This window comes from Veillonella parvula, from assembly GCF_036456085.1.
GTDB lineage: Bacteria > Bacillota > Negativicutes > Veillonellales > Veillonellaceae > Veillonella > Veillonella parvula_E.
On the sequence record NZ_CP138632.1, the window covers coordinates 259,817 to 284,516 of the forward strand.

At 35.4% G+C, this 24,700-nt stretch carries 23 protein-coding genes and 1 other annotated feature; of the genes, 20 read left to right on the forward strand and 3 right to left on the reverse strand.

Annotated elements, in window-relative coordinates:
• Positions 1–19: 19 nt before the first annotated feature.
• The 7 genes from PK1910_RS01280 (at position 20) to PK1910_RS01310 (ending at position 8,680) form a co-directional block, all read left to right on the forward strand.
• A complete protein-coding gene (locus PK1910_RS01280) occupies positions 20–628 on the forward strand; it encodes an O-methyltransferase (RefSeq protein WP_287511259.1) in 609 nt (202 codons plus the stop codon).
• Positions 628–1,872, forward strand: a complete 1,245-nt coding sequence (locus PK1910_RS01285; RefSeq protein WP_287511258.1) for a peptidase U32 family protein — start codon at positions 628–630, stop codon at positions 1,870–1,872. Before PK1910_RS01280 ends, PK1910_RS01285 begins: the two co-directional genes overlap by 1 nt.
• Positions 1,873–2,044: 172 nt before the next feature.
• Positions 2,045–2,326 (forward strand): DUF4911 domain-containing protein, encoded by a 282-nt coding sequence (locus tag PK1910_RS01290; RefSeq protein ID WP_287511256.1) that lies wholly within the window; start codon positions 2,045–2,047, stop codon positions 2,324–2,326.
• Between the two features lie 95 nt (positions 2,327–2,421).
• Positions 2,422–3,411, forward strand: a complete 990-nt coding sequence (locus PK1910_RS01295; RefSeq protein ID WP_287511255.1) for a hypothetical protein — start codon at positions 2,422–2,424, stop codon at positions 3,409–3,411.
• Between the two features lie 236 nt (positions 3,412–3,647).
• Positions 3,648–3,880 (forward strand) — a binding site (T-box leader).
• A gap of 141 nt (positions 3,881–4,021) precedes the next feature.
• A complete protein-coding gene (thrS, locus tag PK1910_RS01300) occupies positions 4,022–5,932 on the forward strand; it encodes a threonine--tRNA ligase (protein WP_287511254.1) in 1,911 nt (636 codons plus the stop codon).
• A gap of 159 nt (positions 5,933–6,091) precedes the next feature.
• Positions 6,092–7,297 carry an MFS transporter gene (locus PK1910_RS01305; protein ID WP_287511253.1) on the forward strand — a complete coding sequence of 402 codons (1,206 nt, stop codon included), beginning with the start codon at positions 6,092–6,094 and terminating at the stop codon, positions 7,295–7,297.
• 816 nt (positions 7,298–8,113) lie between these two features.
• A complete protein-coding gene (locus tag PK1910_RS01310) occupies positions 8,114–8,680 on the forward strand; it encodes a MarR family winged helix-turn-helix transcriptional regulator (protein WP_287511251.1) in 567 nt (188 codons plus the stop codon).
• Between the two features lie 159 nt (positions 8,681–8,839).
• Here the strand turns inward: PK1910_RS01310 and PK1910_RS01315 are convergent, their stop codons facing one another.
• On the reverse strand, positions 8,840–10,333 hold the full coding sequence (locus PK1910_RS01315; RefSeq protein ID WP_077708546.1) for a DASS family sodium-coupled anion symporter: 1,494 nt from the start codon (positions 10,331–10,333) through the stop codon (positions 8,840–8,842).
• Between the two features lie 493 nt (positions 10,334–10,826).
• Between PK1910_RS01315 and infC the strand changes: the two genes are divergently transcribed.
• From infC to PK1910_RS01340, 5 genes are all read left to right on the forward strand, one after another.
• The gene (gene infC, locus PK1910_RS01320) at positions 10,827–11,345 is read left to right on the forward strand and encodes a translation initiation factor IF-3 (protein WP_038150063.1); all 519 of its coding nucleotides are present in this window, start codon (positions 10,827–10,829) and stop codon (positions 11,343–11,345) included.
• 20 nt (positions 11,346–11,365) lie between these two features.
• Positions 11,366–11,563: a 50S ribosomal protein L35 gene (rpmI, locus tag PK1910_RS01325; RefSeq protein WP_004696338.1), complete on the forward strand. Its 198-nt coding sequence runs from the start codon at positions 11,366–11,368 to the stop codon at positions 11,561–11,563.
• A 46-nt stretch (positions 11,564–11,609) separates the two neighbouring features.
• A complete protein-coding gene (gene rplT, locus PK1910_RS01330; RefSeq protein WP_004696335.1) occupies positions 11,610–11,960 on the forward strand; it encodes a 50S ribosomal protein L20 in 351 nt (116 codons plus the stop codon).
• Between the two features lie 212 nt (positions 11,961–12,172).
• Positions 12,173–12,658, forward strand: a complete 486-nt coding sequence (locus tag PK1910_RS01335; protein ID WP_331299195.1) for a hypothetical protein — start codon at positions 12,173–12,175, stop codon at positions 12,656–12,658.
• A gap of 267 nt (positions 12,659–12,925) precedes the next feature.
• Entirely contained in the window at positions 12,926–13,567 is a 642-nt protein-coding gene (locus PK1910_RS01340; RefSeq protein WP_004697221.1) for a PdaC/SigV domain-containing protein, read from the forward strand.
• Between the two features lie 125 nt (positions 13,568–13,692).
• On the opposite strand, the gene PK1910_RS01345 is transcribed toward PK1910_RS01340, so the two are convergent.
• On the reverse strand, positions 13,693–13,962 hold the full coding sequence (locus PK1910_RS01345; protein ID WP_071815115.1) for a hypothetical protein: 270 nt from the start codon (positions 13,960–13,962) through the stop codon (positions 13,693–13,695).
• Positions 13,963–14,078: 116 nt separating this feature from the next.
• On the opposite strand from PK1910_RS01345, the gene PK1910_RS01350 reads away from it, so the two are divergent.
• From PK1910_RS01350 to PK1910_RS01380, 7 genes are all read left to right on the forward strand, one after another.
• Entirely contained in the window at positions 14,079–15,410 is a 1,332-nt protein-coding gene (locus PK1910_RS01350; RefSeq protein ID WP_278466431.1) for a hypothetical protein, read from the forward strand.
• 176 nt (positions 15,411–15,586) lie between these two features.
• Positions 15,587–16,156 carry a restriction endonuclease subunit S gene (locus tag PK1910_RS01355; protein ID WP_278466432.1) on the forward strand — a complete coding sequence of 190 codons (570 nt, stop codon included), beginning with the start codon at positions 15,587–15,589 and terminating at the stop codon, positions 16,154–16,156.
• A 1-nt stretch (position 16,157) separates the two neighbouring features.
• Positions 16,158–19,385, forward strand: coding sequence for a type I restriction endonuclease subunit R (locus tag PK1910_RS01360; protein WP_287509127.1), 3,228 nt, complete (start codon positions 16,158–16,160; stop codon positions 19,383–19,385).
• A gap of 32 nt (positions 19,386–19,417) precedes the next feature.
• Complete coding sequence (locus PK1910_RS01365; protein ID WP_287511244.1) at positions 19,418–20,581, forward strand: restriction endonuclease subunit S; 1,164 nt, start codon at positions 19,418–19,420, stop codon at positions 20,579–20,581.
• Positions 20,582–20,597: 16 nt separating this feature from the next.
• A complete protein-coding gene (locus tag PK1910_RS01370) occupies positions 20,598–22,199 on the forward strand; it encodes a type I restriction-modification system subunit M (protein ID WP_287510120.1) in 1,602 nt (533 codons plus the stop codon).
• A gap of 44 nt (positions 22,200–22,243) precedes the next feature.
• Positions 22,244–22,762 (forward strand): restriction endonuclease subunit S, encoded by a 519-nt coding sequence (locus PK1910_RS01375; RefSeq protein ID WP_287510121.1) that lies wholly within the window; start codon positions 22,244–22,246, stop codon positions 22,760–22,762.
• The gene (locus tag PK1910_RS01380) at positions 22,723–23,682 is read left to right on the forward strand and encodes a site-specific integrase (protein ID WP_232055007.1); all 960 of its coding nucleotides are present in this window, start codon (positions 22,723–22,725) and stop codon (positions 23,680–23,682) included. Before PK1910_RS01375 ends, PK1910_RS01380 begins: the two co-directional genes overlap by 40 nt.
• Before the next feature lie 23 nt (positions 23,683–23,705).
• On the opposite strand, the gene PK1910_RS01385 is transcribed toward PK1910_RS01380, so the two are convergent.
• Positions 23,706–24,128: a restriction endonuclease subunit S gene (locus tag PK1910_RS01385; protein WP_331299201.1), complete on the reverse strand. Its 423-nt coding sequence runs from the start codon at positions 24,126–24,128 to the stop codon at positions 23,706–23,708.
• 96 nt (positions 24,129–24,224) lie between these two features.
• Between PK1910_RS01385 and PK1910_RS01390 the strand changes: the two genes are divergently transcribed.
• Positions 24,225–24,680: a hypothetical protein gene (locus PK1910_RS01390; RefSeq protein WP_215675519.1), complete on the forward strand. Its 456-nt coding sequence runs from the start codon at positions 24,225–24,227 to the stop codon at positions 24,678–24,680.
• Positions 24,681–24,700: the final 20 nt, after the last annotated feature.

Genomic DNA, 24,700 nt, shown 5'->3' on the forward strand with positions numbered 1-24,700 from the left:
GGAGATTTAATCTACTTTCATGATATTAAATGATATTTTAAATGAACAGCGTATTTACGCGATGATTAATGATGTGCCGATTTTACGAGAATCTGAGGTTCATCTATTTGAAGAATTAATAGGTTTATACCGGCCCACCTCTGTGTTAGAGGTGGGCACAGCCATTGGTTACTCCGCTTTGTTGATGGCACCATTACTTGACGAAGAGGAAGGGCATATTACCTCCATTGAATTGGATGATGTGCGCTATGAAATGGCGAAATACTATATTAACCAATCCGATTATGCCGATAAAATTACATTGCTGAAAGGCGATGCGTCTCAAGTCTTAACGGAACTCACAGGCGAATACGATCTAGTGTTTTTAGATGGACCAAAGGGGCAATATTTAAAACAACTTGAACTTATTCTGCCACATGTGAAAGAAGGGGGCGTCATTCTTGCAGATAATGTACTCTTTAGAGGCTATGTAAGGGGCGATAAGGAACCGCCAAAACGGTTCAAAACTATCGTAAAACGGTTACAAGAATACTTAACATATGTTGAAAATAAAGAATTGTTTAACACCACTATTTATCCCATGGGTGATGGTATGAGTGTGAGTGTGTGGAAAGGGCACAACAAATAATGGCAGAACATTTTATGGAATTGCTTTGTCCTGCAGGTAATATGGACAAGCTTAAAATGGCTATTCGCTATGGTGCGGATGCCGTATATTGCGCAGGCAAACGCTTTGGCTTGCGCGCAGGTAACTCTAATTTCTCCGATGAGGAATTAAAGGAAGCTGTAGAATTCGTACATGCTCATGGTAAAAAACTCCATGTTACATGCAATATTATTCCTCACAACGAGGACTTCGAAGGCTTAGAGGATTATTTGAAATTCCTTGAAAGTATCGGTGTTGATGCTATCATCGTTGCAGATATGGGTATCTTTAGCCTTGCTAAGCGCGTAGCTCCGGGTTTAGAGCTTCACGTAAGTACACAAGCTTCTACTACGAATTGGCATACAGTTCAGATGTGGAAAGAACTTGGTGCCACACGTGTTGTAGCGGCTCGCGAAGTATCCTTAGCAGACCTTAAAGAAATGAAGGACCATGTAGATATTGAAATTGAGTCCTTTGTACATGGTTCTATGTGTATCTCTTACTCCGGTCGCTGCTTATTGTCTAACTATATGACAGGTAATCGCGATGCTAACCGTGGTCAATGTTCTCAATCTTGCCGTTGGAAATATTCTCTTGTAGAGTCTAATCGACCTGGTGAATATTACCCAATCGAAGAAGATGAACATGGTACGTATATCTTTAACTCTAAAGACTTGTGCTTGATTCACCGCATTCCAGATCTATATGAAGCTGGTATTGATAGCCTTAAAATCGAAGGTCGTATGAAATCCGTTCACTACTGTGCAACAGTGGCGAAAGTATATCGCACAGCGATTGATACATATCTTAAAGAAGGCAAAAACTGGTACGTTCGTCCAGAATGGCTTGCAGAATTAGAAAAGATTTCCCATCGTCCTTACACAGATGGCTTTGCAGAAGGTCGTCCTGATGAAACGGCTCAAAACTATGGTAAATCTACGAATACCCAAAGTCATGACTTCATCGGTTTAGTTATGGGCTACAACGAAGAAGAAAAATACGTTGATCTTGAACAACGTAATAACTTCAAGGTGGGCGATAAGGTAGAATTCTGTCAGCCAAAAGGGGAACTCGTTGAAACTGTTATCGAAAAAATGACAGATGAAGATGGCAATCCTATTGATGTAGCACCTCATGCACAAATGAAAGTACGTATCTATATGGATACACCACTTGAACCGTACTCCATGATGCGCCGTGAGTGCAAACCTAAAGAGGGTGAATAGTTAAAAAACTGGTATCGAAGACTAATTAAAGTCTAAAAGATAGTTACTATTTAGAAAAAGATAGATACTATTTTCAAAATGGTAGTAAGCCTATTAGCTATATAAGATAGTCCATCTAGTTTAGTTTATAAAAATCTAAATGATATAATGGTGATGCGAAGGAGGATAGTTTATGAGCGGTACACCATTAGGACCGAGTAAATCTATCGGCGCATTTCCAGATGTACCTGACTTAACCACCTCTGGAGAAGAAGCGTATGTGTACTTTTACATTGATCCTAAGCATACGAATTTCATCAATCGCATCATTGAAGGTTATGAATATTTAGGTGTTATGACCTCTGTAGATACGAGTGGGCGGTGCATGTTGCGCTGCACATCATCTACAAGGCCTTTGGCGCTTGAAGTATTAAGTAGTTTATCCGACTATGTCACTATAGAAGATAAAGTATAATCATGATTGTAAATTGTATGAGGAAATTTTGTGACTATACTAGATTTACAATTATATTAAATGTATACGAATTGTAGAGAAATGAGAGTATATCTATGAAACAATCTATTTTGAAACGCACATTATTAACAGCTTGCCTTGGAGCATCTATGGCAGGTGTAGCTATGGCGGGTCCTGTAGGCCCTGTAATCATTCCTCAAGCCGGGGATGTGGTTGTTATCAACCATGGTCCTGATATGACTTTCACAGGGAATATCAATTTTGATGTTGAAAGCCAAACTAACAACAATTTACAAATTGGTTCTACTGTGATTCCTAATGTGGTATACGGTGCGGCTTTCAATAAGTCTGGCGCACCAGATACTATCATCCCAGCTCAAACATATGTATATGTAGGCACAAAAGACGGGGCGAATGCTTTCACAGAAGCTAGCGATGCAGACAAAAAAGGCGCAAGTTGGAACGTGGAAACATTGAAGAAAACTAAATCTGGCGATGTACAATTGGCGAGCCGTGGCGTTCCTGAAAAACCATTGGCTAATCAAGTGGCGACCATTAAAGATTCTATTATGCTTAGCGCTGTAGACCTCAGTACAACAGAGGTGGGACGCAATAGCAAGGGCGTTTTATACATGACCGTTCCTAAGGAATTGAAATTGACTGCTGATACAGGCATTCCTGATGATGTGCGCGAAACGATGCCAGCCATGTTCCGCGGCAAGATGGGTGACTCCCTCATGGTAAACCTCATGCCTCTAAATGAGGAAGAGAAGCAACAATTAGCGGCAAATCCTCATAATGCAAATGCAATCGTATTTAACCGTGGTATGAACATGGCAAAAATGATTGGTTCCTCTGCGCGTACAAGCAAGGTGTATACATACATGAAGGACCATTATTTGAACCTTGTTATCGTAGCGAAAGATTACGATGATAACGGGGCTCGCGGTAGTGGCGTTATGATGGTATCTAAACAAGATAATTCTAATGACGTGCTCTTAACACTTTACAAAGGTCCAGACCTTTCCACTAGCAAATTGGAAAAAGTAATTGGCGCTATGCTGTCTATAAACTTCAAACGTTAATTTATAAATAATACATATAAAATGGCTCGAGATTCTGATATGTTCTGCCTTTACTGGTTGTCTAGTAAAGGGGAGCATATCATTCTCGGGCTGTTTTCTTTAAAATATAAATGTATCAATATAAATGAAGAGAAGATTTACAATTTATGGATTTAAAAAATTACAATTTATAGTTTTCAAGAAATTTACAGATAAACTGTATTGAATTTTTTAGTCCTCTATGATACTATAATCTAGTAAAAGTGATGCAAAGGACATGATTCTTTTATCCCTGTGTACCAGAGAGAGGCTGATGCTGGAAATGCCTTACACATATATTAGAGTTACCCCCTTTAAACTGATTTGTCGAACCTAAGTAGGCAAGTACGGCCGCCACCGTTATCGGGCTTAATGAAGTGAATTAACTATACACATATATTGGTATAGGTAGTTAACTAGGGTGGAACCGCGAATGATCTTCGTCCCTTGTTTGTAGGGATAGAAGGTCTTTTTTTATTACCCAATTTCTACAAGCTAAGTACTCAATGTTTATGTATTGTGTGGTAAGTAGGTATATTGGTGAAAGTAGAAAATCAAAGCTATCCTAGTTTATAAATTGGAGGAAAGAAAAATGGCAGATGTAAAAATCATTTTACCTGATGGTAGTGCAAAGGAATACGCTGCTGGCACTACTCTTGGGGAAGCAGTAAAACAACTATCTAACAGCTTGGCTAAAAAAGTACTAGCTGCAAACGTAAATGGCGAATTAACAGACCTTCGCGAAGAACTTGTAGATGGTTCTGAAGTTGCGTTCTTAACATTCGAAGATGAAGGGGGCAAACATACTTTGCGCCATACAGCTTCTCATATCTTGGCACAAGCTGTTAAACGTTTATGGCCTGAAGCTAAATTGGCTATCGGTCCTGCTATCGATAAGGGTTTTTACTATGATATCGATATGGAACATACTTTGACTCCTGAAGATTTGGATAAAATCGAAAAGGAAATGAGCCGTATTGTAAAAGAAAATTTACTGATTACTAAATCCGTTATGCCTCGTCAAGAAGCTATCGAATTCTTTAAAGCCAAAAATGAAGATTACAAGGTAGAATTGATTCAAGATCTTCCTGAAGATGCTGTAATCTCTTGCTACTCTCAAGGCGATTTCATCGATCTTTGTGCAGGACCTCACGTGGCATCTACTGGTAAGGTGAAAGCTTTCAAATTACAAAGCATTGCAGGTGCATACTGGCGTGGCGATGAAAAAAATAAAATGTTACAACGTATTTACGGTACAGCATTTGAAAAGAAAGAAGAACTTGATGCATACCTTCACTTGCTTGAAGAAGCAGCTAAACGCGACCACCGTAAACTTGGTAAAGAACTTGGTTTGTTCGTTATCAAAGAAGAAGGTCCTGGCTTCCCATTCTTCTTGCCAAAAGGCATGGCTCTTCGCAACGAATTAGAAAACTTCTGGCGCGAAGTTCACCATGAATTTGAATACGAAGAAATCCGTACACCAATCATCTTGAACAAACAATTGTGGGAAACATCTGGTCACTGGTTCCATTATCGTGAAAATATGTACACTACAATTATCGACGAAGAAGAATATGCAATTAAACCAATGAACTGCCCAGGCGGTATCTTGGTTTACCAAAACGAAATGCATTCCTATCGTGACTTCCCATTGCGTTACGCTGAACTCGGTCTAGTTCACCGTCATGAATTATCTGGTGCATTACACGGCTTGTTCCGAGTACGTGCGTTCACGCAAGATGATGCGCATGTATTCATGTTGCCATCTCAAATGCAATCTGAGTTGATGAAAGTTATCGAATTATTTGACCGTATCTATAGTCAATTCGGCTTGAAATATCATGTAGAATTGTCCACTAAACCTGATAATGCAATGGGTGATGACGCCATTTGGGAAGCAGCGACAGAAGCATTGCGTAATGCTATTGAAGCGAAAGGTATTCCATACGTAATCAACCCTGGTGACGGCGCATTCTACGGTCCTAAACTTGACTACCATATCGAAGACTCCTTAGGTCGTACATGGCAATGTGGTACTATTCAATTGGATATGAACTTGCCTGAACGGTTCCAAATTGAATACATTGGTGAAGATGGTCAAAAACATCGTCCTATCATGATTCACCGTGCATGCTTCGGCTCTATGGAACGTTTCATTGGTATCTTAACTGAACACTATGCAGGCGCATTCCCAACATGGATGGCTCCTGTACAAGTTAAAATCTTGCCTATCTCTGAAAAACATGTTGAATATGCTAAGGAATTGGCAAAACAAATGCACCGCGACTATGTACGCGTAGAAGTAGACGATCGCAGCGAAAAAATCGGCTACAAAATCCGCCAAGCGCAAATGGCAAAAGTTCCTTACATGCTTGTTGTGGGTGATAAAGAAGTTGAAGAAGGCACAGTTAACGTTCGTAAACACGGTGGTGATGAATTAGGTTCTGTACCATTTGAAGAATTCTTTAATTCTATTAAGATTGAAATTAAAGAACGTAATTAATTATCTACTGTCTAGCTATTTATATTTATAAAAATCCCCCTCACATCTTGCACAATTATGATTAGTCTGTATAATTTATTAGTGGTGAGATTATATGAGGGGGATTTTATTATTATATTCTCTTTAATTGTTACCTGTGAGTAGCGAAAGGAAATGACTATGAAAGAAGTAAATTCATACGGTTGGAAAGCTGTTATTGGTTCATCTATAGGTTATGCCATGGATGGGTTTGATCTCTTGATTCTTGGCTTTATGCTAACTTTGATTTCAGGGGACTTAGGCTTGACTACTGGTCAAGCAGGTTCACTTGTGACGTGGACCTTGGTAGGTGCCGTAATCGGTGGTTTTATCTTTGGTACCTTGTCAGATAAGTTTGGTCGTGTTCGTGTGTTGACATGGACTATTGTATTATTTGCTGTATTCACTGGGCTTTGTGCTTTTGCACAAGGCTATTGGGATCTTCTCATATATCGTACAATTGCCGGCATCGGTCTAGGCGGTGAATTCGGTATTGGTATGGCTTTAGCAGCTGAAGCATGGCCTGCACAACATCGTGCAAAGGCAACAAGCTATGTTGCCATCGGCTGGCAGTTAGGCGTATTGGCTGCAGCACTGTTAACACCCGTATTACTTCCTTATATTGGATGGCGTGGTATGTTCATGGTTGGCATTATTCCTGCCTTTGTGGCCTGGATCTTCCGTGCGAAATTACATGAACCAGAAATCTTTGTTCAAAGTAAAGACACTAAAGAACATTCCCATACGAACTCATTCAAGTTATTAGTAAAAGATGTAAGAACTACAAAGACCTCCATAGGTGTTGCTATTTTAACATCTGTTCAAAACTTTGGTTACTACGGTATTATGATTTGGTTGCCTAATTTCTTGAGTAAGCAATTAGGGTTTTCCCTTACAAAATCTGGTTTGTGGACTGCTGTTACTGTATGTGGTATGATGGTCGGCATTTGGTTATTCGGACGATTGGCTGATAAAATTGGCCGTAAACCAACATTTATCTTGTTCCAAGTATGTGCTGTGGCATCTATTTTGATTTATTCTCAACTATCTGATCCAACAGCTATGCTATTTGCCGGCGCTATTCTAGGGGCCTCTGTAAATGGTATGATGGGTGGGTATGGTGCCTTAATGGCAGAAGCCTATCCAACAAGTGCTCGCGCAACGGCTCAAAACGTGTTATTTAACATCGGTCGCGCCGTAGGTGGCTTTAGCCCAATGGTAGTAGGTATGATTATCTCAATGTACTCGTACCAAGTGGCAATTGCATTCTTGGCTATTATTTATGTAATCGATATATTGGCAACCGTATTCTTAATTCCTGAACTAAAAGGTAAGGAACTAGACTAGGCAAATTAATTCAATAAAATAGAATAGGTAAATGAGTTTAATAAAATAGAGATATCTATTGAATTACGCTTTAATAGTTAACTAAGCGCTGTCTTTGATATGTCCCACCTTTACTGATTGTCTCGTAAAGGGGGAATATCACTTTAGACGGTGCTTTTTATATTTATGGAACTATTATTTTATAAATCATGAAGTTACTTGCAGGAATTTAATAAAAAGTGTCGAATAATATTTTGGGATATTTAGTTTTTGATGTAAAGTATAACGCAAGGTTTACTTTTTATATAATTATTGAATATACCACCAGTTAAAACTAATTTTATCAAGGAATGATATATGTCTTTTTAGAAGTACTACCAGTTAAAAATAATTCCATCAAGTGGATATATGTAATTTTTGAAATACTACTAATTAAAACTAATTTTGCTAAGGGAAGAAAGCTATTGTTTTAGAGAAACTATTAGTTAAAATTAATTTCTACAAGGAAAGATATATGTCTTTTTAGAGGTACTACCAGTTAAAACTAATTTCGTCAAGTGGAGATATATGTCATTTTTGAAATACTACCAATTAAAACTATTTTTGCTAAGGGAAGAAAGCTATTGTTTTAGAGAAATTATTAGTTAAAACTAATTTTACTAAGGAATGATATATGTCTTTTTAAAGATACTACCAGTTAAAAATATTTATTTTTAACTGGTAGTATCTGGGAAATAGGCTATGTCGGTAGAAATAGTAAATAGGTTTAACCGTTAATTTTTAAATAGCAATATATATAAGAATATTTTTGTTTGTATGTATATATATGGAGAAGGTGTGAGCGAAGTGGCACGATTACGTTTGCGTGAGGTTAGTGAGAGTGAGGAACGTTTTAATCGATTAGAGCGGGCTGTGCGATACGGAAAACGGTTAAAGTTGGCAAAAAGAGTGCCTAGAGATGTATTTTTACCAGAGGATAAGCAGTTATGGTTTTTATTTGAGCGTATATATACGGTAATTCATGATAGGGAGGTAGCCGTACTAAAACGGTTTGGCTTAACACCCATGCAGTACAATGTTTTGGAGTTTGTCTATGTATCATCTTGCAATCCAACATTAGGCTTTATTGTAGATGAATTACGCATATCATATGGTAATCTATTTGAAGTCGTAAAGAATCTAGTGAAAAAAGGCTTAGTAAATTCTGATATTTGCCCAAATGATAAACGATCTAAATGTTTAGCTTTGACCTATGAAGGTAAGATTTTATTTGAAGAGGTACAAGTCATACATGATAAAGTTTTAGGAAATACATTTTCTGTTATGTGTATGAATAAAAAGGGAGAAATGAAATCAAACTTATCATATGTACTTAGACATTTCAGTCAGGAAGAAATATACTAATCGTTCAGATTAAATATGGTAGCTTAATGTTTTAAGAGGTTAGATAATAAGCATTGTATTAAAATATTAATATATAAGTATAAGAATTAAACTGCTAAAATTAAGAATCCTACAATTTCCAGTAGTAAGAAATTGTAGGATTCTGATAGTTAATTAATTTTACGCAATTCCAATCCAATGCCAGTATGTCAGTGCAAATACGAGCATCATGATATAGCCGATGATGGTTAATGGAATTCCTGTAGTCATAAATGTTTTTACGTCGAATGTATCTGTACCATAAGCTACCATGCCTTGTGGTGAGTTTACTGGCAATACCAGACCAAAGCAGATTGCATATTGCATGAGCATTGTTACGCCAAGTGGATTAAGTCCTTCTGCGGAATGTCCCATAACGATGGATATTACGATAGGAATCATGGCAGAAGAGAGAGCTGTAGCTGATGCAAATCCAAGATGGATTAAAATCAGGAAGGCAGCCATAATAGCAATCAAAAGGAACACGCTTGCCGTTTCAAGGGAGAAGGCATTTACGAATACTTGTGCGAGCCAAGTAGCAGCTTTCGTTTTAAGTAATACAGATCCAAGACCGATACCAGCCCCAAACATGACAATCGACCCCCAATCGATGTTTGGCTGTGCAAACTTCCAGTCCATAATACCAATTTTAGGGAAGAAGAATAAGGCAATTGCTATGATTGTAGTTGTCGTAGTATCGATGGAGTGTAGTTTACCTCCTGTTGCCCACAATGCTAATAAACCAATGGAGATGCATAATAGTTTCTTTTCATCAAATGACATGGGACCGATTTCTTTACGCATTTTAGCGAGTTGGACATCACCGCCAACGAGCTCTTTAAACTCTGGTTTGATAAAAGCTTGCGTTACAAAGTAGGTAATGATAGCCATAATTATGGAGAACGGTGCAGCTGCTGTGAGCCAATCAATCCAACTTACAGATGTATTCATCTGTGTTTGCATAAATCCAACAGCTACGAGGTTTTGAGCAGCAGCTGTTTGAATCATAATATTCCAAAATGTATCTGCTTGTACGGCACCTACCATGAGTAGGGCTGCTACACGGCTTTTACGTTCAATACCTAAGTTTTCGACGATACCGATAATAATTGGAGCTAAACAAGCGATACGAGCCGTTGCACTTGGTACAAAGAATGCGAGAATAAGGCCTGTAATAATAACACCTAAATAAATGCGGCTAACCTTTGTACCTACACTAGATAATACGAGCATGGCTATGCGACGATCGAGACCTGTTTTACGCATGGCTACGGAAATGAACATAGCTGCACCTACGAGAATCATCGCAGGGGAAGAATAACCTGAAATAATCAGCTTTAAGGCATTGGCTGTGCCCATAGCTTTCGCTGGCGCTTCTGGATTTGGAGAGAAACCTAGTAATAAGGCAGTGAGCGCTGTAATCATGGTCGCACTTACCGGATAGGATACAGCCGATGTCATCCACAAGATGATAGCAAAGGCGAGGACACCAATCATGCGATGACCACCGGTAGATAATGTTTCTGGTGTAGGTAATAATAAAATGCTACCTAAAACAATAAAGGCAAGAATAAGACCTATATTTTGAATTGTTGTACGAGCCTTTTGAGGAGGCAAGCTAGTTGTTACACTCATGATAAAACCCCTTTCAGTTTGTGTAATACCTATTACTGTATAATACTTAGTTAGATAATGTTTAGTTAGATAATAATCAGTTAAATAATATCTAGTTAGATAATACATAGCTAGATAATACTCACTTAAATAATACCCAGTTAGATAATACCTTGCTAGGTAGAATATATTATATATATTATTGTATCGTATTTTTCTATAGAATTAATAATCATATTATAGAAATATTGTATACATAAAGGGGGATAGGTGTCAGTAAGTATGCCTATATACAGAACTTATAATCTCTGTTATACTAAAAGAGTTGTAATAATAAATTGCTGAGAGCAGCTTAAGATTGTTGTTGACTTTCACTATCTAATTTGTTATTATAATTAAGTAATTTATGAAGCAGAGGCCATCCGCCACTCACCTAATACCAAGAAGTATGAGGTTAATATAGAGAATTCTATTCGGATGGTGTTTGCCGTCCGTTTTTTTTATTCTCTTGGAGGTGAACGCTATTAGCAAGGATACACCACGCATTAATGAAGAGATTCGTGCTCGTGAACTTCGTGTCGTAGGTCCTGAAAACGAACAAATCGGTATTATGTCTGGCCGTGAGGCGTTGGCATTGGCTGAAGAACAGCATCTTGATCTTGTGGAAATTGCACCTAACGCTAAACCACCAGTAGCTCGCATTATGAACTACGGTAAATATCGTTATGAACAACAAAAACGCGAGAAAGAAGCGAAAAAGAAACAAAAAATCGTAACTTTGAAAGAAGTCAAATTACGTCCACATATTGAAGACCATGACTTTTATGTAAAAATGAAAAACGCATCCAAATTCTTGGCTGAAGGTAACAAAGTAAAAGTAACCATTATGTTCCGCGGTCGTGAACTTTCACATCCAGAACTAGGCATGGCAGTGTTGACACGTTTTGCTGAAGAACTCAAAGAAACGGCGTCTATTGAAAAAGCAGCTAAATTAGAAGGTCGTAACATGACCATGATTTTAGTAAGTAAATAAGGTATTGGGAGGATTATATTATGCCAAAAATTAAAACTCGTCGCGCAGCGGCTAAACGTTTCGCAGTAACTGGTACTGGTGAATTCAAGCGTGCGAAAGCTTTCAAAAGCCACATTCTTGAGAAAAAATCTCCAGCTCGTAAACGTAATTTACGTAAAGCTACATTGGTTGCAAAAGCTGACCACAAACGCGTAGCTAAATGCTTACCATACGCTTAATCGTTAACTATTAGATCGATACATCGTAATTTAGGAGGAATATACAATGGCAAGAGTGAAAAAGGGCGTTACAGCTCATGCACGTCATAAAAAGATTTTAAAATTAGCTAAAGGTTACCGCGGTACACGTTCCCGTTTGTTCAAAAAAGCTAACGAAACAGTAATGAAAGCGTTGTACTACGCTCGTCGTGACCGTCGTGCGAAAAAACGCGAATTCCGTCAATTGTGGATCGCTCGTATCAACGCAGCGGCTCGCATCAACGGTACAACTTACAGTCGTTTCATCGCTGGTTTAGCTAAAGCAGGCGTTGAAGTAAACCGTAAAATGTTGGCTGACTTGGCAGTTAACGATGCAGCAGCATTCGCTAAACTTGTTGAAGTAGCTAAAAACGCTTAATAGCATAATCATATACATTGAGGACTCTCTTTGGAGGGTCCTTTTTTATGTGGTGAAAGTAATAGATTATCAATAACTTTTATAATATGATATTCTATACATAGAATGTGTGTGATAAATATTAAAAGAGGGGAATTAAAATAATGAAAAAATTATTTTCTATGTTATTGTTAGTATGTATAGTAATACCATTACAGATCCAAGCTATATCGATGGAAGCAATTAAAAATGATAAGAACAATGTTCCTATTCTTACAGGAAAAAATGCTATTACGTATTTTGTAGATAAAAGTTCCATTAAAAGAGTAGAAGAGAATGAGTTTATTTATAAAGCACAGGCCGTTGTATATGAGGTTGAAAATAATAATAGTCGTAGAACTAACTCATATATTCACAAGGTTTTAGTTACTTATCGTTATGATATAAACCATTCTGTAGCCAGCGTATTACGTACTCCACAGTATGCACAAGACTATTCACTTCTCATATATGCTAAACAAGCTAGCTCTGGTATGAAATTAACAATAAATAGTGTGGAAGATTTTAATTATGAAGGTATGGCTTTAGGGAATTTCGGTAATATTCCAGAACAATACGTTGATGTAGCTTTGCATGATCCTAAATATGTTGTAGGTAACTATATCTTTAAAGAAGCTTATGGTACAACTTTTGAAAATATGACTCTTCATAAGAAATAAGATAAATGAGTTTATGGAAGTAGCTAAAAACGCTTAATAGCATAATAATACAGATTAAGGACTCTCTTTGGAGGGTCCTTTTTGTATGGTGAAAGTATGATATAGCTACATTTATATTTTAGTGTAAAATACTAAATCGTTTTAGCTGTTTTATAAAGTGAAATAAACTATCAAAAAAGTAAAATATAAAAGAGGAGTTTTATTATAGCTTGTAGAACTAACATAGTAATAAACCTATTTAAGGTGCTTGTAAAAGGAGACATTATTATGGGAATCTTTAAAAAGCTATGTATGACCTCTATGTTAGGTGTTATGTTAACTGTACCAACGTATGCAACTGTTGTTACAGGCAGTCAATCAGATGTAAATTTAGATTTAAAGTATCCTTTAGTTTATACAGATCATGCTTATGCTCAAAGAGTTATTAATACAGATATTGCAAATTATGTACTCGAAGCAAAGGATATGTATTACAACCAACATATTTATCAAGTTTCTCAAAACTATAAGGTTACCTATGAGGATAGTCAAGTTGTTTCAATCCTACTAACTACCTATTATTACTACGCCGGAGCTGCTCATGGTATGTATAATACAAGAGGTCTTGTATATAATAAAGTAACAGGTCAACGCATTCCATTATATAACTATATAAAAATTGCGAATGCAGCACAATTGGATAACGGCTTACGATCCCATGTATTAAGTTATTATACAGGTAATCATACAAAGAGCTATATTCCAAATGGATGGAGTGTAAAATATGTAACCGATAACTATTGCTTACGCGGTAAGGGGAACATTGATCTAGTTTACCAACCATATGAACTAGGACCGTACGCAGCTGGTAATACCTATATTGGTTTTACACCAAAAGCCATTGAATACTTTAACCGCATGAACTCCTAATACAAGTGTAGCTTTAAATTGTGTCTTATCAGTACATTGATGCATTAAATAGTATTCTTGTTATAAACTCTATAAAAGCCTATAGTACATATACAGTACTATAGGCTTTTAGTGTACTTATCATATTATCTTCTATATCCGCCGCATCCTCTTGTATTAGAGTTTGGACCGCAATAACTTTGGCTAGTATTGTTACAAACTGTATTGTTATTATTACAGTTGTATTGAGCGTTTGTATTACAATTGTATTGAGTATCTGCATTACATTTATACTGAGCATTGGTATTGCAATTTGCTTGTGATCCATTGCATACATAATCATAAGCAAATCCCGTAGATACAGCAGCAGTCACGGCTAAAAAGGTCATGACGAGCATACGTTTTGTAAATCTCATATGTATCATCTCCTTAATTCTATACTTATATTGTACTACTAAATGTCAACTAAAATATGATATTCTATACATATATACTATTTGAGAGACATTATGTGAAAGGATGAGAGTCTATTATGAAACGTATATTGATGGCTGCATTATGTTTAAGCTGTGTTACGTTAGGAAGTCATGCGATTGATATTAATATACCAGGTGCGGATCCTACAATATCAAAGGAGGCATATCAAAATTATCGCAAGACTGATTTAGATGTACATAAGATGGAACATGAGGTTGAAGCAGAGATAAAAGATTATATGCCCAAAGCTGTGGTAGGTAATGGTGACATAGATTTAGATAAGGTAATTTATTCAAATCGTGAGTTAAACCATTCGTTAAATTTTTCTTCAACAGTATTTATTTTAAAGGAGGATGGGGCAAATATAAAATTTACTATGCCATATCCAAGTAGGTATGGTAATACTGAAAAAATTTCAGATGGCACCTCTGCTTTCAAACAGGCAATGATTATGAGTCCTAATGGGATTATGGCCTATGAATTACGACATCAACCAGCTGGAAATAATTGGGAAGATAGTAAGATTCCATATAACAAGTTGACTATTGATGATATGAAAGCTATTGCAGAGAAAACAGCTGGAGTGTATAAAGCGCCTAATCCTTCATTATATGCTGATAAATTTATGTATCCTACTATAGAAAAAGCTACATGGGATGTAACATATGCTAAGGGGACGCCGATGGTAGGGAGTATCAATTTTACAATGAAGGATACACCTACAATTTCCTATCATATCGGTTACAATTTGACACCTAAAAAACAGTTCAATTCATTGGAGAAACAAGGTGTAGATAAGACTAAAGAGATTATAATGTCACCTTTGGTAAACTATGTTCTACCATCTATTGAGCCAGCTAAGGATATCCTTTCTAAAAGTAAGACATTAAAAATTAATGATTTTACATTTTTAACACTAAAAACAAGTAAAATGGTACGGGTAGATAAAAGCGATTCGTATATGTACATACATGATAGCGATCATTATAAAGAGGGGATTATGGTGATGCCAATAGCAGATACTGATATGCAGCATCTAGAGAATATATTCCCAAAAGTTGTACGAAGTATCATTATGTCTGATAAATATTCAATGCGACAACCAATTCAATTTGCTACCGTATGGAATGATGCTATGCCATCTGTATACTTGCAAATTAAGCGCCCTAAAACAACTTTGTATATGTTAGTATCTCATGACAAACAATTTGTATATACGCACTTTATTATATCTAATAATAGTAATCTATTGGTAAAAGACTATCGTGATATTGTGCAATATGTGGATACTAATAACAATAAGGACTACTATAATACATTCCAAAGTGGACTAGGGGCTAAGATGCCAAAAGAAATGGTTACTTATGATATTAAGAATATAAAATAGTTTAGTTAATTATTTAGAATTAAAGAAAACCGTTCTGCATTTTTAAAAATTACAAATTTATTATTGCCTTTGTATGGATTACACTGTATACTTAAGTTAAAAGTTATACAGTGTAATTTTTTTACATGCAAAAATAAATATAAAATGAAAACTATTTTTGAGGAAGAGGTGACATAGTGTATATTAAAGATATATTTCATAGTAATACAGGGGTATCACAATATCGATTAGAGGAAAGCACTAGTGAAGATGCAGTGCTATATACCTTGTATGGACAGAACGAATTATATGAAGATTTAACTGGTGTACCTGGATCTATGAGTGATAGAAAACAAATTCGTACAGAATATAAAGGCTCTACTCTTAAAGCAGGAGATTTAATATTTAGTACAATATCTGGCATTGCTACCCTCGTTACCAGTGATCATGAAGGTTATCTTTTTACTCAAAACTATGTTCGGATGGAGCCGTTAAATACGCCTATTGATAAAAAGTTTATGGCTTATTTGATTAATGAGAATTCTAAAATTAAAAGGCAGTTCAAACAAAATTTACAAGGTAGTCAAGTTGTACGTTATAGTCTTAGCTTATTAAAAGAAATCCAGTTACCAAAATTACCATCTATTGAAACACAACGTATTATGGGGGATATTTATTTTAAACAATTACGACTAAGAGCATTAAAACAGCGTGTGGCAGATAATACATATCGAAAAGCAATTAATATGTTACAGGGAGTAAACTAATATGACAGAGCTAGAATTTGAAAATAAATTAATTGAGCAATTATCAACTGGGATTGTTACTAATGCAGCTAAGTCTAATCAAATAGGCGATACAATAGATGCTTATGGAAATATGAAGGTTTATAAAAGTAAACTCTGGAAGTATGAGCCAACCATAAAAACAACAGAGGCTCTTTGGGAGAATTTCCGTAAGATTTTATATCAATTGAATCAAAATCAATTGACACAACCATTAAGTGATACGGAATTTAAACAAGTTCAAAAGGTAATTAATGAACTATACACTCCATATCAAGCAGGACAGTTTCTATATGGTATTAATGGTGTATCCCAAGTAGAGGTCGATCTAGATGATGGTCGCCATGTATTTTTAACAGTATTTGATCAAAAGCAAATTGGGGCAGGTAATACTGTTTATCAAGTGGTTAGCCAAGTTAAGAGAGAACCACAAATTGCAGGTCGCCCAGAACGTCGTTTTGATACAACACTACTCATTAATGGCTTGCCAATTATTCAAATTGAAGAAAAATCTGTAAAACATTCTGTAGATGAAGCATTAAATCAAATGCATCAATATATTCAGGAAAAACAGTACAGTGATATTTTCTCAACCGTTCAAATTCTAGTCGCAATGACTCCTAATCGAATTAAATATATGGCGAATACTACGGCCGATTTGTTTAATAAAGATTTTGCTTTTGAATGGCAAAATCCTAATGATAACAAGGTTGTTCGCAATTGGACTACATTTGCAGATATGTTCCTTAGCATACCTATGGCACATCAAATGTCTACATTGTTTACTATTCTTGATGGGACTAAGAATAAACAGATGCTTAAGGTTATGCGTCCTTACCAAGTATATGCAACAAAAGCAGTTTTAAATGAATTAAAACGCGCTGATTTTGATTTGCCAATTAATAAATTAGGCTATGTTTGGCATACTACAGGATCTGGTAAAACGATTACTAGTTTTAAAACTGCATGGTTGGCGAGTCGCATGCCAAATGTAGACAAGGTTGTATTCGTAGTTGACCGTATAGCGTTAACGAAACAAACTGAAGCAAACTATAAGGCATATGACCCTGAAGGTTCTATTGATATTGATGGTAAACAATTTGATACCATTGGTGGAACAGAAAATACTTCGGCATTAAAGAAGAAATTAAATGAAAAAGGGTATGGCATCATTGTGACATCTGTACAAAAATTAAATACCCTCATTAATCGTAAAGACTTTGTAGTACCGAAGAAAAACTTTGTATTTATTGTCGATGAGGCACATAGGTCTACCGGTGGTGAAAGCTTTGAAGATTTACAAAAGGTATTCAAAGGTGCTGCTTGGGTTGGCTATACAGGAACCCCTATGTTTGATAAGGTGGTCGGTAGAAAAGGTACTAAAACACATGAAGTTTTTGGTAAGTTGTTGCATGCGTATACTATTCGGGAAGCCATTGCAGATAAAAATGTATTAGGTTTTAAAGTGGATTTCGAAACGACTATTGCGGAAGACAAAATGAAACTTGAATACCTACCAAAGTTCTATAAAGATAAATATCCTGATTGGAATGAGTTAGATATTGAACGAAAGATTGCTAACCTTACTGATAATGATATGGATGATATGATAGAACCAAGCTTCTATGATAATAATGAAGAGCACGTAAAATTGGTTGTAGAAGATATCTTTAAAAATTGGAGAAACCGGTCTAATGATGGTGCTTATAACGCAATGCTTACTACACATGTAGGTGGCAATAGACCTAGTACACCAATGGCCTTATTGTACTTTGAAGAATTTGATCGAGTGAACCAAGAACGTAAGGCGCAAGAGTTACCTACGTTAAAAGTTGGTATTACTTTCAGTATGAGTACTAATAATAGTGATAACCAATTAACTACAAATGATGGTCTATTACGTGCAATGAAACACTATAATAAGATGTTTGGTACTAGTTTTGGACTTGATGATGTATCTGGATACACTCAGGATTTAACCACACGTTTGAACCGTACAGCACAAGATGGGCAATATTTAGACATTGTTATTGTTGTGGATCAACTCTTGACTGGTTTTGATGCACCGCAGCTAAATACACTTTACGTAGACCGTACATTGAAGGATGCAATGCTAATCCAGGCTTATTCTAGAACAAATCGTATTGCCGATAATCAAGGTAAGCCGTGGGGCCGTATAGTCAATTACAGATGGCCAGCTAAGAACGAAGAGTTTATGAATAGAGCCTTAAGTATTTATGCTAATAAGCATTCCGCTGATGTACAAGAAACATTAGTTGATACAAGGGCTTTAGTTGATACTGGTGTTTTGGCAAAACCTTTCAAAGAACAATTTGAAGAGGTAAAACAAGTGGTAGACCGCCTTGCAGATATGACGGATAATTTTACAGAAGTTCCTGCTAGCGAAGCTAAGCAAGAGGAAATGTTTAATCTTATGCGTACATATAGCGTGGGAATGTCAAAGCTAAAACAATATGATCCGGATGTTGTTAATGGAGAAGACATCGGTTTTGACTATGATAATCCAGATGAACTTGTCACCTTGCTAGGAATGACACCTGAACAAGAAGAAATGTTAACGACATCTCTGTATAACGATTTGAAAGAGCGTATTGCTGAAAATCATGATGTACCGGTTGCTCAAATTGAACTACGCATGATACATGTAAAACAAATTAGTGTTAACTATGACTATCTCACTGAATTGATAGAAGCATTAATGAATGCTGTTCATGAAAAACGTATGGATGCAGCTGCAGATTATCGTGAAAAAATTAATGACTTTGCAATGGCTTTAGATGATCGCCAATATGCAAAACAAATTAATAATGCGGCTGATGCAATTTATAAAGGTACGTATCCTCCAGAAGGAAAGACTATTCAATATCCTGTAAAGTTAACTAGTTTGGAAGTCATTGAAGATGTAAATACTATGATTATGAAAGATGATATTTTTGATTTCCGCTTAAAATGGGGAATCATTGATGTTATCAGTAATGACGAAATATTAGATCTATTTTCTCGACATACGGCTGGCAAACAGGATTTGGATAGTACTGGTAGAATTAGTAAATTAAAAAAAGATGCACGTGCGGAATACCAAGCAAAAGCACAAGATACGGATATTGTAAGTCTTAATAAAATCAAATATGGTAATGAACTTGTGGCAGCTTTATATAAATTTGCAGATTCTTATGTTAATGAAAGGTAGTGTTGTTGTGATAAAGGGAAAGCGAGGTTATGATGAGTAAAGAAAAACGGAGAGTACCTAAATTGCGATTTCCGGGATTTACGGAAGATTGGGAACAGCGTAAGTTAGATAATATTGCAAAAATAAAAACTGGTGGAGGGACTCCTAAAACGACTAATCTTGAATATTGGAGTGGTGATATACCTTGGATACAATCATCTGATTTAGTTGAAGGTGATGTTGTACATGTTAATATAAAAAAATTTATTGACAATAATGCATTAAAAAATTCAGCTGCAAAATTAATTTCTCGTGATTCAATTGCTTTAGTTACGAGAGTTGGAGTTGGTAAAGTTGCAGTAATAAATCAAGATTTTACTACTAGTCAAGATTTTTTATCTTTGAGTGATTTTGATGGGAATGATATCAAATTTATTGCATATCAATTATTTCGATTAATGCAAGAAAATGCCAAAGTTCTTCAAGGAACATCAATAAAAGGGATTAGTAAAACTGATTTAATCGAACAAAGTATAGCCATACCTAATTCAATAAAAGAGCAGAACTTAATTGCTAGTCTTTTGTCGCAGACAGATAGTATTATTACCCTTCATCAGCGTAAGTTAAATAATCTTAAATTAAAGAAAAAAGCGTTGCTTCAGAAACTTTTTCCGAAAAATGGAAAACGATATCCTGAACTTCGTTTTCCAGGATTTACTGATGCTTGGGAACAGCGTAAGTTATCAGATATTTTAAAAGTTAATTCCGGTAAAGACTATAAACATCTAGAACAAGGCGATATACCTGTATATGGTACTGGTGGCTATATGTTAAGTGTGAATGAGTCTTTATCTAATATAGATGCTATAGGAATTGGTAGAAAAGGAACGATTGATAAGCCGCAATATCTCAAAGCACCTTTTTGGACAGTAGACACTTTATTTTATCTTACCGCATTAGATAAGCATTCAATTTTATTCTTATACTATTTAATGCAATTGATGCCTTGGAAAAAGTTTGATGAATCAACAGGGGTTCCTAGTTTATCTAAAACTACTATTGATAATATTAATGGTTATGTACCATCAAATCCCAAAGAGGAAGAATTAATTAGTACACTATTTAATCAGCTTGATAAATCTATTACCCTTCATCAGCGTAAGTTAGATCACTTACAATTACAGAAAAAAGCATTACTTCAACAGATGTTTGTATAAATAAAGGAGATTTTGTATGGCAGAATCAAAAGCACAGAATATTTCAAGCCAATTATGGGCTATTGCCAATGATTTGCGTGGCACAATGGATGCAAGCTCTTTCAAAGATTACATTCTTCCATTTTTGTTCTATAAATATCTTTCGATTCATCAAGAAGAGTACTTAGTTAATAATGACTTGGTTGATGTTTCAGATGGAAAATCTGTTAATGAGGCATATAAGGAACTTGTCGAAGAGGCAGGCTTAGAGGCTTGTTTAATTGATATTGCAGGTACGTTAGGATATGTTATTAATCCTGAGGATACATGGGCTTCTTTGACTGAAAGTATTCATAATGGCTCAGTTATTCCTAGTGATTATCAACGATTATTTGAAAATTTTAATAAGAATGCTGAAATTAATAAAGAGGCTGCAGCAGATTTTAGAGGTATTTTTAACTACATTAATCTTGGTGACTCTGGACTTGGATCAACAACAGCCGGAAGAACGAAGACTTTAAATGCGGTTGTTACTAAAATTGATGAAATCGAGTATAAAGATGAAAATGGTAAAGATATACTTGGTGAGATCTATGAGTATTTGATTGGTAAGTTTGCAGCTAATGCTGGTAAAAAAGGTGGGGAGTTCTATACACCACATGAAGTTAGTCAAATCTTGGCTAAAATTGTTACTGGCAATATAAAATCTCAATCTGATACTTTCACAGTCTATGACCCTACAATGGGTTCTGGTTCACTACTATTGACGGTTCGTAATGAATTGCCTGATGGATCTCGTCAAGGTGCAGTTAGCTTTTACGGGCAAGAACTAAATACAGTTACCTATAACTTGGCACGTATGAATTTAATGATGCATGGTGTTACGTATAATAATATGACACTGAATAATGCTGATACTCTTGAAAGTGATTGGCCAGATGGTCCTGACCGTGATGGGATTGATAGACCACGTTCCTTTGATGCGGTTGTTGCGAATCCTCCATATTCTGCGAAATGGGATAATAGTGAAAGTAAACTTAAAGATCCACGCTTTAGTGAATATGGTAAATTAGCACCAGCCTCTAAAGCAGATTATGCTTTCATATTACATAGCTTATATCACCTAAACAATGAAGGTACAATGGCAATCGTTTTACCTCATGGTGTTCTATTCCGTGGCGCAGCAGAAGGTAAGATTCGCCAAACTATTATAGAAAAGAATTACCTTGATGCGGTGATTGGTTTGCCTGCGAACTTGTTCTATGGCACAAGTATCCCTACAACAATTCTTGTGTTTAAGAAAAACCGTACGACACGCGATGTACTATTTATTGATGCTAGCAATGAGTTCGAAAAGGGTAAAAATCAAAATAATTTAAGTGATAAAAATATTACTAAAATTATTGAAACATACCGAAATAGACAAGACGTTGATAAATATGCACATGTTGCGTCTATCGAAGAAATTAAAGAAAATGACTATAATCTAAATATTCCTCGATATGTAGACACATTTGAGGAAGAAGAAGAACTTAATCTTGATGAAATCAATCGTATGATTGAACAAGATAACCGAGAAATTGCACAACTTGAAAAAGAAATAGCCGAACAATTAGCCCTATTAGGTGTCAAAATGTAAGGAAAAGAGGTAGAAAAGACCAAATAGGACTTTTCTACCTCTTTTTGTATTCTTGGGAACAGCGTAAGTTGTCAGAGGTAACTACTTGTTTTGATAATTTAAGAGTACCAGTCACGGCATCAGATAGGGTACCTGGTAAAATACCGTATTACGGAGCAAATGGTATACAAGATTATGTATCAGGACATACGCATTCTGGAGAATTTGTCTTGATTGCAGAAGATGGTGCTAATGATTTAAATGACTATCCTATTCAATATGTAAATGGAGCGATTTGGGTAAATAACCATGCACATGTGATAGCAGGTTATAAGGAAAAACTAGAAAATAAATTTTTATCTTATTCATTAAAAACTGTAAAAATGACTACCTTTATTGTTGGTAGTGGAAGATCAAAACTTAATTTGAAAGCATTGTTAGAAATACCTATATCAATGCCTAATTATGATGAACAGTGCGTTATAGGGAAATTTATAGAAACGATAGATATAAATATTACCCTTCATCAGCAAGAGCCATTTCTATGTGGGAACAGCGTAAATGGTGGGGTAGAATTATGTTGACAATAGAGGAAAAATCCGAACTATTTTATATTTATTACGAAAAATGGATACGAATTTATAAAGAAGGGGCTATTCGTAATGTAACAATGCGAAAATATGAGATAACTCTATTATGGTTAAAAAAATTAGTTCCTGAACTTAAGCTTTCACAATTAAACAGAATATCGTATCAACAATTATTAAATGATTATGCAGAGTTTCATGAACGACAAACAACAATGGACTTTCATCATCAAATTAAAGCGGCTATATTGGATGCAGTAGATGAAGGATTTATTGATAGGGATCCGACGCGGAAGGCCATTATAAAAGGTCGATCACCAAGAATAAAGAAGATTAAATATCTAAATCAGTTTGAATTACATACCTTGTTAGTTAATTTGAAATTGACATCCGAGATTAACTGGGATTGGTTGATATTGATAATAGCTAAAACTGGGATGCGATTTTCAGAAGCTTTAGCATTAACGCCAAAGGATTTTGATTTTTCACATCAATCATTGATTGTGGATAAAACGTGGGATTATAAAGGGAATGGTGGATTTCTGCCAACAAAGAATCGCTCATCAGTTAGAAAAATACAGCTTGATTGGCAAACAATCATAAAGTTCTCAGAATTAATTAAAGGCTTACCTGAAGATAAGCCGATATTTGTGAAAGGTCGTGTATTTAATTCCACAATTAATGGTGTATTAGAAAGATATTGTAAAAAGTTAGGAATACCAGTTATATCAATCCATGGGTTACGACATACGCATGCTTCACTATTACTTTTTGCAGGAGTATCGATTGCAAGTGTCGCAAGAAGACTTGGGCATGCGAGTATGACAACAACACAAAAAACATATATACATATTATTCAAGAAATGGAAAATAGAGATATTGATCTAGTGATGCGGTCTATGGCTGGATTAGCATGAGAATTATTATATAGAAATGGCTTTTACTGATGAAGGGTAATAAGTTCTTCAATACTTAGAATTAATTTTGTAATCTTAGTACGTTCAGCTTCTGATGGTATTAATATAGAAATATCAAGAAAATCTTTTTCATGAATTCTCCATTGACCATAAACAACACCTTGCCTAAATCGAATCATCTTAGCAATAAATCTTGGTAATAATGACATTATCCCAATAAATTGACTATCACCAATAGATACACCGTAAAAAATACTATATACAGGTGATATTACAGCTTTACCCGTTTTATTTATTCCTATAGAGCCTGTTTCTAAATTATTAGAGCTATATATAAAATCTCCCAGCTCAGTTCTTTTATATTTTTTCGATTGATCTAATACTAAAAAGCTTCTATCATATCTTTCACCTTTTGGTACTACACCATGCCCTTGAACAAACGACATTAATGGATATTCATTTGTTTCAACTTGTTGCTCATTACGTTCAACTAAAATATCTGATAACTTACGCTGTTCCCAAGTAATTTTAAGGAGATAAATATGCAGAATTTTGATAATTATGAAAAATATGAAAAAATGAGTGAAACTGAGTTTCGATTAAAGGTAAGTGAATTAGAGGTAAAACTGTCTGAAATTGGATTATCTTTAATTAAAGAATATGCTAGTGGCGGCTTAAAGGCACTACTTTTATTAAATGGTGCAGCTGGTATAGCTATCTTAGCTTTTTTAGGAAATATTTTGGGAACTGAATTTGATCGTTGGATTAGAGGGATTGCATGGGGATTAGTTTTCTTTTCGATAGGTGCCTTTTTTTCAACTATTTCTTGGTTATTTGCCTATATATCACAAACATACTATAACGAAGCTAATGGTAATGATAAAATGATTAAGAATGGTACTATCTGGCGTAATACTACAATTATAACTGTTGTTGTTAGTGGAATTGCTTTTCTTATTGGTGGATTTTTGATATTTTATGTTATAACTAGTTATTAAATTATGAAATAAATGAGAAA

Coding starts and splice junctions, on each gene's coding strand:
- PK1910_RS01280 (WP_287511259.1), top strand. CDS start 20: ATGATATTAAATGATATTTTAAATGAACAGCGTATTTACGCGATGATT.
- PK1910_RS01285 (WP_287511258.1), top strand. CDS start 628: ATGGCAGAACATTTTATGGAATTGCTTTGTCCTGCAGGTAATATGGAC.
- PK1910_RS01290 (WP_287511256.1), top strand. CDS start 2,045: ATGAGCGGTACACCATTAGGACCGAGTAAATCTATCGGCGCATTTCCA.
- PK1910_RS01295 (WP_287511255.1), top strand. CDS start 2,422: ATGAAACAATCTATTTTGAAACGCACATTATTAACAGCTTGCCTTGGA.
- thrS (WP_287511254.1), top strand. CDS start 4,022: ATGGCAGATGTAAAAATCATTTTACCTGATGGTAGTGCAAAGGAATAC.
- PK1910_RS01305 (WP_287511253.1), top strand. CDS start 6,092: ATGAAAGAAGTAAATTCATACGGTTGGAAAGCTGTTATTGGTTCATCT.
- PK1910_RS01315 (WP_077708546.1), bottom strand. CDS start 10,333: ATGAGTGTAACAACTAGCTTGCCTCCTCAAAAGGCTCGTACAACAATT.
- rpmI (WP_004696338.1), top strand. CDS start 11,366: ATGCCAAAAATTAAAACTCGTCGCGCAGCGGCTAAACGTTTCGCAGTA.
- rplT (WP_004696335.1), top strand. CDS start 11,610: ATGGCAAGAGTGAAAAAGGGCGTTACAGCTCATGCACGTCATAAAAAG.
- PK1910_RS01335 (WP_331299195.1), top strand. CDS start 12,173: ATGGAAGCAATTAAAAATGATAAGAACAATGTTCCTATTCTTACAGGA.
- PK1910_RS01340 (WP_004697221.1), top strand. CDS start 12,926: ATGGGAATCTTTAAAAAGCTATGTATGACCTCTATGTTAGGTGTTATG.
- PK1910_RS01345 (WP_071815115.1), bottom strand. CDS start 13,962: ATGAGATTTACAAAACGTATGCTCGTCATGACCTTTTTAGCCGTGACT.
- PK1910_RS01350 (WP_278466431.1), top strand. CDS start 14,079: ATGAAACGTATATTGATGGCTGCATTATGTTTAAGCTGTGTTACGTTA.
- PK1910_RS01360 (WP_287509127.1), top strand. CDS start 16,158: ATGACAGAGCTAGAATTTGAAAATAAATTAATTGAGCAATTATCAACT.
- PK1910_RS01365 (WP_287511244.1), top strand. CDS start 19,418: ATGAGTAAAGAAAAACGGAGAGTACCTAAATTGCGATTTCCGGGATTT.
- PK1910_RS01370 (WP_287510120.1), top strand. CDS start 20,598: ATGGCAGAATCAAAAGCACAGAATATTTCAAGCCAATTATGGGCTATT.
- PK1910_RS01380 (WP_232055007.1), top strand. CDS start 22,723: ATGTGGGAACAGCGTAAATGGTGGGGTAGAATTATGTTGACAATAGAG.
- PK1910_RS01385 (WP_331299201.1), bottom strand. CDS start 24,128: ATGTCGTTTGTTCAAGGGCATGGTGTAGTACCAAAAGGTGAAAGATAT.
- PK1910_RS01390 (WP_215675519.1), top strand. CDS start 24,225: ATGCAGAATTTTGATAATTATGAAAAATATGAAAAAATGAGTGAAACT.